This window comes from Desertivirga brevis (genome assembly GCF_017355835.1).
On record NZ_JAFEWF010000006.1, the window covers coordinates 549,430 to 562,876 of the forward strand.

A 13,447-nucleotide genomic window follows, 5' to 3' on the forward strand; every position below is an offset into this window, starting at 1 on the left:
CTCAGTCCCCTTCCTGAATTTCAATCTTTTTCAATCCTGTATTTTAAAGACACGAGCCCCGTTTCGTACGTTTTACTTTCCAGTAAAGTGAGAGGGATAGGTTTTTCCCGCTCGCGGAATAATGGTTTGCCTCTGCCCAGTAGGATCGGATGAACAGAAAGCCATAGCTCGTCTACCAAACCTTCCTGCATTAATACGTCTGTAAGGGATGCTCCGCCGAAAAGCCAGATGTCCTTCCCTGGTTGTTCTTTAATTTTCCGGACCTGGGTTATGCTATCTCCTGAAATAAGTACTGCGCCATCCTTTACATTTTTTAAAGTGTTGGAGAATATGTATTCGGTAGCATCAGGTATATCAGAAACTATTTTTCCTCCATTATTTTCGGCGTATTGCTGCGCTATCTCGTAGCTTTTCCTCCCGATAAATAGCGCGTCTATTCCGGCAAAAAACTCCGCCAGGCCGTAATCCTGATCTGTAAAACACCAGTCGTGTTCCCCCTTAGGGCCTTCAATAAAACCATCAAGTGTGACTGCTAAACCTAAAATTACTTTTCTCATAAATATTAAATTTAGGGCAAGGTGCAAATCGTTTAATAGTCCTGATTGTACAAAACGGACATCAGTACAAAATATTTGAAGAACTTATCACCTGTGCTGGAGTAAGTCCACTATAACTTTTGTAATCCCGAATGAAATGCGACTGGTCGTAATAACCGCTCTGATACACTATTCTGGTGAGGGAAGGAGCGGGCCTACCCTTTAAATAGTTCAACGACCTTAGAAACCTTTTGACGCGTAAATATTCTTTCGGTGACATTCCAATAGTCTCCTGAAATTTTCGTGAAAGATGACGTTGACTGGTGCCTGTAGCTTCGATCAGCTGTTTTACAGAGACAATGTCCGCGGATGAATTAATAAGTCTTAGACAATCGTCCATTAGAATATCTTCTTTGCTTTTCTTTAGTAGGGTCAAAAGGTATTGCTGCACAATTGCTGCCCGATGAACATTATCTTGCGCGTTTTCAAGCTTGTCCTCCAGCTCATTTCCTAAATGATTCCAGAGCTCAAATAATTCCATCGTACGATCACTCAATAAATTTATTGGCTGAGGAAAAAACCTGTATGCCATTCCGGGATAAAAACATATTGCAATGCAGCCAGAGCCTCTACGCATCTGGACATCCATGGGCTTACTCATACGTGAATTTATAATGCTCGAGGAATAAAGCTCCTTATCGATTACAGCAATGGGGCTGCTAGTATAATTAATAAAGATCTCTACGCAAATATCTGGAAGGACCCTTATATGGGTTGTATCCAAATCTTCATCACACTCCATCGAGCAAATCATTTTTACATAGGGTTGCAGGTAGGGGGAGATAATATGCTGTTGGAGACGCATAGCTGCAAAGTTAAGTATTATAGCCTTTCTGTGACATGCTATACCAAAAAATAGAAAACCGGAAACTCTAATTATAGTTATTCTATAATGATCGGAATCCTTTAAAACAAGTACAGTTAAGACTCATGAAACAAGCTTTTCTTATATCAGCGTTCATAATAGCAATAATTACCGGGGCTTTCGTTGTTCGTAGCACCGGAGCATTTTCAGGTGATTTAGCAAATGTTGAGTCGCAGGATGGCGACTCTGACAAGGGCGATAAAGACAAAAAAGGCAAGGGTAAAAAAGATAAAAAGGACAAGAGTAAAGATGACCAACCATCAGAAGGTATAGTGATCCGAAAAAAGTGGGATATGCCCGAGGTTCTAAAAGAAATATCCGCTTTAACCTATATCGATGAAGACCGCTTTGGTTGTGTTCAGGACGAAATAGGTAAGATCTTCATTTATAATACTGCTACTAAAAAAGTGGAGAAGGAAATTCCATTTGCGGGAACCGGAGATTATGAAGGTCTTGCAATTGTAGATCAAACCGCCTATGTACTTAGAGCTGACGGGCAGATATTTGAAGTGAAGAACTATACTTCAGGAAAACCCGAAACTATATTGCATAAAACCCATCTTACGGTTAAACATGATACTGAAGGAATGTGCTTTGATAGTAAAAATAATCGACTATTAGTTGCGGTTAAGGGGTCAGAGGGAGGAAGTGCCGGATATAAAGGAATTTACAGTTTTGACCTGAAGAGTTCTAAAATGGCAAAGGAGCCAGCTTATAAAATTAATTTTGACGACCCTGCGTTCGAGAAAGTTAAAGCTAAGAAACCGGAGTCAGTAATCGCTCCTTCTGCAATTGCTATCCATCCTAAAACCGGAGACATTTATATTACTGAAGGAACAAAACCTAAATTACTTATAATGGATAAGGAGGGTAAAATTAAAGATCTGAGAACGTTGAGTAAGGCAGATTTTAATCAGCCGGAAGGTATCATCTTCAAACCTGATGCACGTATGTTCGTCTCAAATGAAGGAAATAAAACTCCGGGAAATATACTGGAGATCGAAGCTTTGTAAGACCATTCGTTGATAAAAAATTGAAACCCGGCACTGTGTTATTGCCGGGTTTTTTTCTGAAAGTCTAATTGTTTCTAAGAGGCCAGAAAGAACCATCAAAAACTTTCATCCTCCAGTTGTGAGCTTCTGCTCATGATGGTTTTTCTTGAAAGTCTGACTGTTTTATCGAGATCATTAATTATTCTTTAAAGGCCTCAATGAGATCGCTTCGCTAAATTTTTAAGGGCAAGAAGAACCTTCAGGCTACTTTCATCCTCTGTTTTTGAGGTTCTGCTAATGAAAGTTTTTTTACCAGGTGATATGGTAAATATTTATTGAAGGATCATCTGTACTTTCAACATTCACTTTTGGAACAGCCCCCATACATGGCTTAAACTTTCTTAAAGAAGCTATAATTATTCCTCTATAGTAATCGGGAGGGTAGGGCGACCGGGCTTTCATTGTTGCAGTACGACGTTCCTGATCTATAGCTAATAATTCAGAGCTTCCTGCGTCACCTTTATGGTGAACCATTTGAAAACCCGCAGACTGAGCAGCGATTAGGTCTTGAAAACTAGAAATATTTTCGATGCTATCCGCGATTCCTTTACCCAGGGTAAAAATCGTATTAGGGCCGTATGTTTCTGCAGCTTCTGCAAGCGCATTAAGCCAGGTTTGGAAGGAATACCACTGGTCGGGAACCAGGTTTCCTAACCCGTGATGTTGGAGGATTTGATCAATTGATACGCCGTTAACTGAAAGAGCGTTTAAGGCAGCGCTGATCGCAAAACCACTGATCTGAGTATCCTCGGAGAACGTTTTGTAATGCATGAGTAATTAAGAATAATTTGAACTCCTTTTGCTAACGAAAAACTTCCTTCCGGGTTACAATTTGATTTTATTTAGAAGTAATTTAGGTAAGGAGGATACTTTTAGGTTTGATTAACCATTAGCTTCCTATCAGCTGGCCTTAAAAACCAGGATATTATTGTCAGGATAAGTAGTAATACCGGGCCGAAGAGCTCAATTATAGGATCTCCCATAGCTAAATGAGAAAAAATGGCACCGGTCATGATAAAGAAAAAGCCCGCATAGGCCCATTCTTTAAGCAAGGGAAGTCGAGGAACAAGTACTGCGATCACTCCTAATATTTTCCAAATACCTATTATAGTCAGGAAATACACGGGATATCCTAAAGCTTTCATTTTTATGACCTCTTCTTGCATATGAATTATTTGAACTATGCCAGTTGATGCCATTCCCAAGGAAAGCCAGAGTGTGGCAATCCAATAGATTACTTTATTTCTTTTTGTCATTGTGTTTCTTGAAAGGCTAATTATTTTTATGTTGGCAGAAAGGACCTTGTTGAAATTTTATTTCCAGTTTTGGGTCTTTATTCAGGAGGATTTAGACTAGTTTGTGGACTATGGATTCAAGGCGGTTATGTGCCATATTAATACCATAAGCAAAAGGTAATCTCAAGATGTTGTCCCTATCGGTAACCGATTTATATATCACGTGCATCGTAAGTTTGCTTTTACTGTCGGAAAGTCGTTCAAACTCTAAGAATTCCAGTTGTACAGGAAATGGAGTGTCTTTCATTTGAAAGGTCCTGACTATCCTGCAATCGGTTTTAAATTCATGAATTACTCCATGGGCGATGAAGGCAACATTTCCTTTATTATCTGAAGTCTCAAACTCATAAGCCCCATGAGTTCTGCTTTCCAGTTTAATTACCCTGGTACCCATCCATTGCTCAAGGATCTTCGGCTCGACATAGGCTTTAAAAAGTAACTCGACCGGGAGGTCAAATTCCCTGATTATTTCCAGGTCGTTCCGGCCTTCTTTTGCATTAACTTTTGTTTTTGGTTCCATTTTTCTTGATGGTTTATTTGTTTTTTATCTAGATGTCAGCTATTCGCACCCTCTTCCTTGCCTTTATTACCCTGAAAGTTTTTCATTATGGATTCCAGTTTATCAAACCGCTCTTCCCATAATTTTCGGAAGGGTTCAATAAAAGAGGCAATTTCTTTAATCTTCTGAGGGTTCAAATGGTAGTAGATCTCTCTGCCATTTTGCTCCTGTTCCAACAACTCACATTCTGTGAGAATTTGCAGGTGCTTTGATACAGTAGGTCTTGCCGTATCAAAATTTGAGGCAATTGCCCCGGCTGTCATTGATTGGGTGGCCAGCAGTAAGAGTATTGCTCTTCTTGTTGGATCTGCTATAGCCTGAAATACATCTCTCCTTAAATTCATTATGTAGCTATATAGCTACAAATATAAATGTAGTTATATAGCTACACAAATAAAATGTTTATTTATTTGTAAATCCTTTACCGCTTCAAGGGTATAGAGCCTTGCAACCTATAAATCCATTGGGAAGCGCTTGAATCCTTGGTGTTTCTTGTATGCTTTTGTATCCTTTTGGCGCCGTAAAGGCTACCTGCCGCAAATAAAAACCAAACACCCCTGTCGAGGGGACTGTATTCATCAGGATCCGGACACTCCTGGAATGGATCTAATTTGCTGTCACATTCTTGGGCAAAGCTTAGCAGAGACATGATTACACATATTCCTGCAATTAGAGAGGTTTTCAGTGACTTCACGATGAGTGGATTATTTCTTTATGATTTTTTCTGTTCCAAGTACATTCCCATTTGCGCTTTCGCTTACTCTGATCAGGTAGGTACCGCTTGGTAAGTCTTCTACATTTACCTGATTTCCCTCTGCTATCCGCAGCTCCCTGCCTTGTAGGTCAAAAACACTAAATTTTAATTGCTTCTCGTAGCCCTGAAACTGAACAGACAATGTTTTTTCAGTTGGGTTAGGGTAGACTGAAAGTTCAACAGTTGAGCTGATTTGCCAATTGAGATCTATGGTGTTCGAGTAGGAGGGTCCTCTGCTGGTACTTATTTCTTTAAGTCTGTAATAGTTAACACCTTCGGCAGGATTACTATCAACGTATGAGTAGGTTTGAGTTACAGAAGAGTTTCCCGCAGCGGGGACGGAACCAATGACGGTAAAAGTTTTTCCATCAATGGAACGTTCTATTTGAAAGCTATGACTATTTTTTTCCTGGGTAGTATTCCATTTTATTTCAGCTCCTGTTGGGATCTTCTTAACAGTAAAGCTTTTCAATTGAACAGCAAGGATTTTTGCAGGCGAAACAACTAACGCTAATCTGCCGGAACCAAAAGTGCTGGAATTGCTTAAGTCAATCTGGAAGTTGTAATCACCATTTGCTGTTACAGGTACGTTAGCGCCGTTCAGGTTATCTTTCAGAGATATTTCGTAAAGTAAGGAATGCGGAACTTCCGTGAAATGTAATGTCATTGAACCCGAGTAGGATGCGTTAACATTTAAGGGGATTTCTTTCATATTCTCCCATGGAACAGTATTTATGCTAAGCGCTACGCTGTCTGAAGATAAGGTAGAAAGGTTAACCGTAGTCCCTGCAAAATAGGGAGCATCATTTTTATCTGCTTCTTTTGAGAAATCTTCACGAAATGCAATTATTGCTTCTTCTGAACTCCTTGAATCTCCTATGCTCATGCGAAGGATTTTAGCTTCGGTAGAGCTTGAGAATAACTTTTGTGTTTTTGGCCGGCTGAGAAGTTTAATGGAATCGCCAATAGGTGAGTTTACGGGGCTGCTTAATAGCCTGCCCGGTACAATATCATCTCCAATTTTTTTGATGTTTTCGTTAAACCGTAAAACGCCACCCTCTTCAATTGCGCTTATATAGAAAGCCTGTCCGGGTTGAATGTACCTGGAACCAGAATTGGCAGACAAGTTAAGATCTGCATGATAGGTTGCGGCTGGCTGACCCGCCTTGACAATGGTAACAATGGGATTTATGCCATCTGATGCTTCCAGTAGTTCGTGGAAGTCGATAGTGGATGCATAAGGATTTCCAGCAAGCAAATATCCATTGTAAGGATCTCCGGGGTTGTTACTGTTTGGTACTGGAATTTCAATATCACCTTGGTTAAGGGGGCCATTGTATACAACAGTAACATTTTCGGGAACAGCGAAGGGGGCGTTTAATTTTGAAGAGGCATTTGATCGATCTCCACGGAAGAATACCATAAAACCCACACCTGGGGGATTAGCTGCATCATCGAGAGTCTCAATTGGAATAAATGCCGACTGCGATAACCCTGCTGCTTCATTATAGTTGGTGATGGTAACAGCATTAGGTTGAGCTTTCCCTCCTGCATCAAAACCGCCAGCGACACCGGAAGGGCCCGTGACAAGAATAAAAGACTTCAACTGCTCATAGATGTTGGTGCTACTAATGGGAGAACTCATCGCGCGTGTACCTCTCAGGCTTGAAGCTCCCCCTTTGATGAAGGACTGCACGTTTACGTCGCCAGTTATTAAAGCATTTTCAACTAGTGGAGCCACATTAGCGTTGGAGTTTTCAGAAGCAAGCAAAGTAATGTTCCCATTTGAAGCAAGCTCGCAGTTCGGGCCAACTGTAAGGGTGCGAGAAACTGAAACAGGTCCTCTAACAGCAGTGGCTGTGAGAGGAAACGATTCACCTCTGCTTGCAGTAATTGTCAGATCCTTATAATTAAGTGCCCCAACTTCCTGCACCGTCGATGATTCTCCATTATAAGTATACAAACCCGTTACATTAGTACCCGTTGCTGTATTTTTCCAGTCACCTCCAATCATGACAGGAATAGAACCAGTGTTGAGGGCCTTACTGCCGGAAATATTTTTTGCCACAAAGATGGAGGAGATATTATTGAAATCTGCTGAAGCATTAACATCAAGGTTCCCTCTAATCCTAAAATCACTAAGGCTTGCTGCTTTAATAGTTTTGGTTCCCGAGCCACTGAGATAGAGGCTGTAATACTGCAGACTAGCTGGTATTTCCTGCGCGCTGTTACCGTTAAACGAAATGATGCTTTCTGCTGTATTATGCCCATTAGCAGTACCTGTCGTTAATGTTCCAGCTATTAAAATATTTGCAGGGTCGGGGGGCTCATTACCGCTGTTTGCGGCACTTTCAAAAACTTTGTTGTAGTTGGAAAAACTGAGGTTGCCGTACCTTCCGCTAATTACAGTTTGTCCGTTACCCGCTTTGTTATAAATTACAGTTCCTGTTGCTGCGCTTGCCAGGCTTCCTCCCGTTTTGGAAATATCAGAAATAACAGTAAGCGTAGTTGTACCAATATTAAACAGTCCAGAGTTCAGTAAGAGGGTACCATTCACAGAGCAATTTGACGAAAGGGTTACTCCGCTCGTATTATCGATAGTTAGATTTCTTATGGAGGAGGGTAATCCGTTCCCTGTAACCTGTTCAGAAGTTCCATTGAAGGTATAATCGGCCCCAGAATGGAATGACCTCGCAACGGTTTGCACTGCGCCAATACTTCCGGAAGAGGAAATCCCTTCTGGATGAGCAGTCTGCAGCTCAGCTCCGGAAGAAAGGGTAAAGCTTCTGCCTGTAATAACGCTGGTGCCAAGAGAAAGTGTAGAACCCTTGTTGACAGTGAATTCAACGAGGGAACCTATTGTATTATTAGAGGAAGTGAATGTTTGGCTGCCCGGTTTGGTGAAAAATACTCTTGCTATTGCGCCGGAGGTTGTTGTAAGAGAGCCTCCATTTTGAGAAAAGTTTCCCTCGATATTAAGGGTGCCTGCATCTCCTGACACTACAGCAAATGTTCCAGCATTCTGGATATAGTCCCCGGAGATCGTTAAAGTAGATGTGGTAGAATTCAAGAGGAGAGATCCTGAACCAGTAGAAACTATTTTAAAATCGCCGCTAACTCCCATTGTGCTTGCCCGCATATTTAACGCAGAAGTTTGTGAGGGGCAATTCCATATGAAGTTATGAAAGAACTCTCCAGTGATCCCCTCAAGGGTAGTAGAGTTAGTAATACCAGTGACCAGACAGGTGGTCCCTTCCTGCCATGTTGCGTTTGGTACCTTGCCTCCGTTCCTCGCGTGTTCGTAGGAGGCCTTATTGTCGAAAATGTAGGAGGGTATATCGCAAGTGCCAGAGTTTTTGACAAATCCTCCATTTATCCAAATGGTAGAACCAGAACCAGTTAGGGTGCCCGCGATATTCACTGTGCCGTTGATCTCAGCTTCGATAGAGGCGGAAGTCAGATTCGCTATAGTTAAGGTTTTGCCCGAGTTAATAAACAATGTTCCACCTTTTTCAACCGTGAGTTGGTCTGCTGTTACATTGGTGGCAACACTTATGGTATGTCCCTCCCGTATGGTAATCACTCCATTTGCATTGGTGGGGAAGCTGTTTGGGGCAGACCATTGACTGCCGGTCCAGGTTTCCCAGTTGGATGTATTTCCCCATTCACCACTTAATTTGCTCCTAAAATCGCCTCTGGCGAGGGACCGCTGATGTTCAGTAGCCGGATTGGTAGTAAGATAGTTTGTGAAATTCGTTGTGCCGTTATACGAATAAATTGCTACATAATAGGTAGTTCCTGCTGATAGTCCTGTAACTGTTACACTGCTTCCGGATCCATTAAAAACTACAAAATTACCGCTTCCGAGTTGACTGCCAGAGCGGAACGCACTATTTGCAATATAGGAAGTTCCATCAACAGGATTCGAATTTACAGTACCTCCTGACTTCATTAATACGATACTATAAGTGTCAGGGGCTGAATTCCAATTGATTGTCATGCCACCTCCGTCGACATCAGAGAAGTTAATATCTGAGGCTTGAACCTGCGGCTCTGCTGCTAGAACATCAAATACAGAACTGGTGCCCGGGCTCAAACTGATACCGGAAGTTCTTGTTGCTGTGATAGCGGCTGTCCCGAATGAGCTGAATCTCGCCCCGCTGACAGTGGCAGAGTTTGCACCGGTGGAAATTGTGCCGCTTATGATTCCAGATAAAGGTCCAGCTGGTCCGCTGCTGCTGATATCAAATGCAGTTTTTGTTCCCACTATTGCTGGTTGGTTGTTGGCATCCTGGGCTTGTACAGTAACACTGAATGAAGTACCTGCGATAGGTACCGAGGGAGAAATGGATGTGATTACAAGCTTTGAAGGAGCTATGAATCCATTGTTCCTTCCTATTCCAAAGTATTTTGTTCCCGTACTCAGATCGCCCATTGCACTAAAGGTTGTTGAAGAACTGAAGGTGTAGGGATCCACACCGGCTTTGGCTGCGCTGTTCTGTTGCCAGAAAGTCCCGTTATAAAAGCCAATAAAATTGTAAGTTCCTAAATCAAAACCGTTGCCTTCCTCACCGCTGTTATATTGGGCCACTACGGATAAGTTACTTCCATTGGCGGTGTTTTCTGTAATAACCCAACGTCTGTTCACTGTTTGATCTGCGTACGCAATATTAGCTGGAATCGCACCATCTGCTACTCGTATTCCATATACGTCGGAAGTTCCAGAATTAGTAAGAGTGATTGGGTTGTAACTTGATTTTCCCACCGGGAAGACCGTTGCGATATTAGAGACGGTTCTTTTTAACTGACCGGTCCCTTCGGTTTTTATATAGGCGGAAGACCTATAGCCGACAATAGCCCCTGCGGCTGCAATAGTTAGATTGTAATTGCCTAAGGAAAGATTGCCTGAGGTAAGTGCAACGGTTCCGTTCACTATAAAGTTCTGTGCAAGCGAAGTACCAGAGCTATTGATCGTAATATTCTTTACGGTATTTGCCGTGGTTGTCGTAAAAGTACCAGTGGAAGCACCTCTAAACTGGTAGTTAGCTCCACTATTAAAGCTTTTGGTACCTGTTGTCTGGATGGAACCATTGTTCCCAAGTCCATTAGGATGAGAAGTGATAATAGTAGCGCCACTCGCCAGGGTGAAAGGAGATGACCCGTCTAAAACTGAAGTTCCAAAGTTTACAATTGCACCACTATTTATGGTGATAGGGATAGCTCCTGAGATAGAACCGCCACTTTTAGTGTAAGTACGTTCTGCTGTCCCGGTAAAAAAAATGCGGCCATTCCCGGCTCCTTTTTGCAGTATGCCGCCAGAAATTGAGAAATTGCCCGCTACATTTAGATATGAATAGTAGGTGCTGTTTGCATTTAACAGAGTTAAAGTTCCACCGCTTTGAAGGTAATCGCCACTTACAGCAAGCGTTCTATTTGCGGAAAGGCTATTGGCAAGTTGAAGAACGCCGGTGCCGGTTGATATGATGGAAAGATTCCCACGTACAGTTGTTAGTCCCCCCGACATGCTTAATACAGTACTTTGGGCTGGGCAGTTCCATGTAAAATTATAGAAACTCTGGCCGAAGCCGATATTTCCCAAAGAGCCTAAAGTGGAGTATCCGATAATTTCGCAGGTGGAGCCTGAGTTCCATGTGGAGCTGGGAATGCTACCAGCGGTAGTAGTGAAGTTGTGCTGGTATTTGCCACCACTATTGAAGGCTATTGTGCCTGTTCTAGTTATGGTACCTGCGTTCTTGAAAATACCAGATACAGAAAGATCTGGTGCCGAACCTGGGCCATTTGCTACAGTAAGAGTAACCCCAGGGTTCAGAACCACCTGTCCGCCGGAATTAATCGTAACCTGGTCGATAGAAATGTTCGCAGTAATCGTAACAGTATGACCTGCCTGAATTGTGATTGTTCCCATTGTACTAGTAGGAGTTCCTTGTGGTGGGGATGCAATCCAATTGCTGCCATCAAATCGTTCCCAGGTGCTTGCTGCATTCCAGTTTCCCGATGAGAAGCTACGGTAGTCTCCGGAAGACTGAGCAAAGACATTTTTAATTGGTAATAAAAGAACGCTTGTAGCAGCGCAAATCAGTAATTTTCTGAATGAGAAACTCATCTACTTAGGTTTTAGGGATATTCTGTCGTCAACAGAATATCCTTTAGCGTTAATACAATCTAGTTCACTTCTGTGAATAGGTGGAATTCTTGATTATTATTGAGCATAATGAATACCCTACTAAACTCGGGGAGTGTATTGCAATAATTTCACCAGCTGTTTTTGTTTATGATTACCCTGGTGATTTTGGCAGCTAAAAGATGAGACTTAAGAGAATAAAAATGGCAAGATAAAAACAGCAACAACAAAAGTGTCGTGTTAATCATTATGAAAATATTTTTCAATGTTTGACTTTTTGTCTTTATTTGTTTAAATAACCAGGCTTGTTAATGTGATATTTTTCCACCTTATTTCACATAATGATGTTTTTTCTCTACAGGACTAACTCGATCGTTGTTTTTAGGGAAAATAGAAATCGTAGGAGTGTTTATTTTATATTCTCAGTTAATTGGGTTTTAACCGTGCATCGAGTGGGAATTTCTTCTACCAAATCCTCGTTTCAACTTTCTTTTTTATTTAAAACACTCATTTATATTTTGTCTGTAAGCATTTTTTATCCTGCGGCTGTCTTTATTATTGGGTGCTTAATGCCCAATTTTTATGTTCAATAAAATTTCTATTCAAGAAAAAATATTAGCCCTTGTGTTTGCTGCGGTCTCCTACAATGCAGAAATCTCCGCCCAGGAGCAGGGTGTACACCAGCAATCGAAATTATACGAATGGCCAAGCGATCCCTTGGTAAAAAAGAAACTGGACAAATGGCAGGATCAGAAGTTCGGTATGATCATTCACTGGGGACTGTATGCAGTTCCTGGAATTATTGAATCATGGTCCATTTGTTCTGAAGACTGGATTGAGCGGGATAGTACTATTGCTTATGAAGATTATAAGAAGTGGTACTGGGGCCAAAGCAAGCTGTTTAATCCTGTAAGGTTCAACCCAGAGCAATGGGCTAAAGCGGGAAAGGATGCAGGTATGAAGTATCTTGTATTTACCACGAAGCATCACGATGGCTTTAGCATGTTCGACACCAAGGAGAGCGACTTTAAAATATCGGCCGGCCCTTTTGCTTCAAATCCCCGTGCTGATGTTGCCCGTCATGTATTTAATGCCTTCAGGAAGCAGGACTTCATGATCGGAGCTTATTTTTCAAAGCCCGACTGGCATTCAGAATATTTTTGGTGGCCAAAGTATGCTACAGCTGATAGGAATGCAAACTATGATATCCGTAAGTATGCCTGGCGCTGGAATAAGTTCAAGCAGTTCAGCTATAACCAGATCTCCGAACTTATGCATAATTACGGTTCCGTCGATATCCTTTGGCTGGACGGAGGCTGGGTAAGGCCCCTTTCTACCGTTAATGATGAGGTAAGAAGCTGGGGGGCTAAAATTCCGGAAGGAAATCAGGAAATTGATATTCCACGTATCGCTTCAATGGCAAGACAGGCTCAGCCAGGATTGCTTGTGGTAGATCGTACTGTCCATGGCCCTTATGAAAATTATCAGACACCAGAGCAGAGGATCCCTGACCATAAGATCGACAATCCCTGGGAAAGTTGTATGACCCTGGGAGGAGCATGGGGATATGTTCCTAACGACCAATATAAAGACGCAGCAACCGTTGTCCGGTCCTTAATAGAAATAGTAGCGAAAGGTGGAAGTTTATTACTTGGAGTTGGCCCTCGCGCGGATGGGACTTTACCCGAAGCCGTCATTCAGCGACTAGAGGATATCGGTAAATGGATGAAATTGAATGGTCCGGCGATTTATAATACGAGAGCTGTTGATAACTACAGGCAGGGTGATGTTTGGTTTACCAGGAGTAAGGATTCAAAAACCTTTTACGCCCTCTATGCTTCTGCTGATAAGTCTTTGCCTGACAACATCTCATGGAATGGTAATAAGCCGCATGCTGGATCTAAAATGAAGCTATTAAGTACAGGAGAAAGTTTACGCTGGACTAATGAGAATGGTCTTACAAAAGTTTATCTACCCTCTTCTCTTAAAGAAAAAGATCCGCTTTTGAGCACAGCCCTTGCTATTTCTTTTGATGTACAAAAATAGTTTTACAATTCTTTGGAAGAAATAGGTTATTTCATGAAGGTAAGAGGAAATTATCGGCAGTTTTGTTTATTCTAATAATAATTCAAAAAAATAATATTGTTGTAAGCATATATTAAGAAATTATTGTCCTTCTATTAA

General features: G+C 41.8%; 9 protein-coding genes. 2 read left to right on the plus strand and 7 right to left on the minus strand.

The annotated features are described in order from the left end of the window. Positions 1 to 20: 20 nt before the first annotated feature. The gene (locus J4N25_RS17655) at positions 21 to 557 is read right to left on the minus strand and encodes a dihydrofolate reductase family protein (RefSeq protein ID WP_207423110.1); all 537 of its coding nucleotides are present in this window, start codon (positions 555 to 557) and stop codon (positions 21 to 23) included. Between the two features lie 61 nt (positions 558 to 618). Continuing rightward, positions 619 to 1,401, minus strand: coding sequence for a helix-turn-helix domain-containing protein (locus J4N25_RS17660; protein ID WP_207423111.1), 783 nt, complete (start codon positions 1,399 to 1,401; stop codon positions 619 to 621). 125 nt (positions 1,402 to 1,526) lie between these two features. Between J4N25_RS17660 and J4N25_RS17665 the strand changes: the two genes are divergently transcribed. Beyond that, positions 1,527 to 2,474 (plus strand): hypothetical protein, encoded by a 948-nt coding sequence (locus J4N25_RS17665; protein ID WP_207423112.1) that lies wholly within the window; start codon positions 1,527 to 1,529, stop codon positions 2,472 to 2,474. Positions 2,475 to 2,762: 288 nt separating this feature from the next. Here J4N25_RS17665 and J4N25_RS17670 read toward each other — a convergent pair whose 3' ends face one another. From J4N25_RS17670 to J4N25_RS17690, 5 genes are all read right to left on the minus strand, one after another. Then, a complete protein-coding gene (locus J4N25_RS17670) occupies positions 2,763 to 3,284 on the minus strand; it encodes a hypothetical protein (RefSeq protein ID WP_207423113.1) in 522 nt (173 codons plus the stop codon). Positions 3,285 to 3,385: 101 nt separating this feature from the next. Further along, positions 3,386 to 3,769: a DoxX family protein gene (locus J4N25_RS17675; RefSeq protein ID WP_207423114.1), complete on the minus strand. Its 384-nt coding sequence runs from the start codon at positions 3,767 to 3,769 to the stop codon at positions 3,386 to 3,388. A 91-nt stretch (positions 3,770 to 3,860) separates the two neighbouring features. Beyond that, the gene (locus tag J4N25_RS17680) at positions 3,861 to 4,328 is read right to left on the minus strand and encodes an SRPBCC family protein (protein WP_207423115.1); all 468 of its coding nucleotides are present in this window, start codon (positions 4,326 to 4,328) and stop codon (positions 3,861 to 3,863) included. 35 nt (positions 4,329 to 4,363) lie between these two features. Then, on the minus strand, positions 4,364 to 4,711 hold the full coding sequence (locus J4N25_RS17685; RefSeq protein WP_207423116.1) for an ArsR/SmtB family transcription factor: 348 nt from the start codon (positions 4,709 to 4,711) through the stop codon (positions 4,364 to 4,366). 360 nt (positions 4,712 to 5,071) lie between these two features. Further along, positions 5,072 to 11,245 carry a T9SS type A sorting domain-containing protein gene (locus J4N25_RS17690; protein WP_207423117.1) on the minus strand — a complete coding sequence of 2,058 codons (6,174 nt, stop codon included), beginning with the start codon at positions 11,243 to 11,245 and terminating at the stop codon, positions 5,072 to 5,074. Between the two features lie 600 nt (positions 11,246 to 11,845). Here J4N25_RS17690 and J4N25_RS17695 point away from each other — a divergent pair. Further along, positions 11,846 to 13,309, plus strand: coding sequence for an alpha-L-fucosidase (locus tag J4N25_RS17695; protein ID WP_207423118.1), 1,464 nt, complete (start codon positions 11,846 to 11,848; stop codon positions 13,307 to 13,309). Positions 13,310 to 13,447: the final 138 nt, after the last annotated feature.

What these genes read in the sequence shown, in the direction of transcription:
- J4N25_RS17695 (WP_207423118.1), top strand. Translation starts at nt 11,846, where the DNA reads ATGTTCAATAAAATTTCTATTCAAGAAAAAATATTAGCCCTTGTGTTT.
- J4N25_RS17690 (WP_207423117.1), bottom strand. Translation starts at nt 11,245, where the DNA reads ATGAGTTTCTCATTCAGAAAATTACTGATTTGCGCTGCTACAAGCGTT.
- J4N25_RS17680 (WP_207423115.1), bottom strand. Translation starts at nt 4,328, where the DNA reads ATGGAACCAAAAACAAAAGTTAATGCAAAAGAAGGCCGGAACGACCTG.
- J4N25_RS17675 (WP_207423114.1), bottom strand. Translation starts at nt 3,769, where the DNA reads ATGACAAAAAGAAATAAAGTAATCTATTGGATTGCCACACTCTGGCTT.
- J4N25_RS17685 (WP_207423116.1), bottom strand. Translation starts at nt 4,711, where the DNA reads ATGAATTTAAGGAGAGATGTATTTCAGGCTATAGCAGATCCAACAAGA.
- J4N25_RS17660 (WP_207423111.1), bottom strand. Translation starts at nt 1,401, where the DNA reads ATGCGTCTCCAACAGCATATTATCTCCCCCTACCTGCAACCCTATGTA.
- J4N25_RS17655 (WP_207423110.1), bottom strand. Translation starts at nt 557, where the DNA reads ATGAGAAAAGTAATTTTAGGTTTAGCAGTCACACTTGATGGTTTTATT.
- J4N25_RS17670 (WP_207423113.1), bottom strand. Translation starts at nt 3,284, where the DNA reads ATGCATTACAAAACGTTCTCCGAGGATACTCAGATCAGTGGTTTTGCG.
- J4N25_RS17665 (WP_207423112.1), top strand. Translation starts at nt 1,527, where the DNA reads ATGAAACAAGCTTTTCTTATATCAGCGTTCATAATAGCAATAATTACC.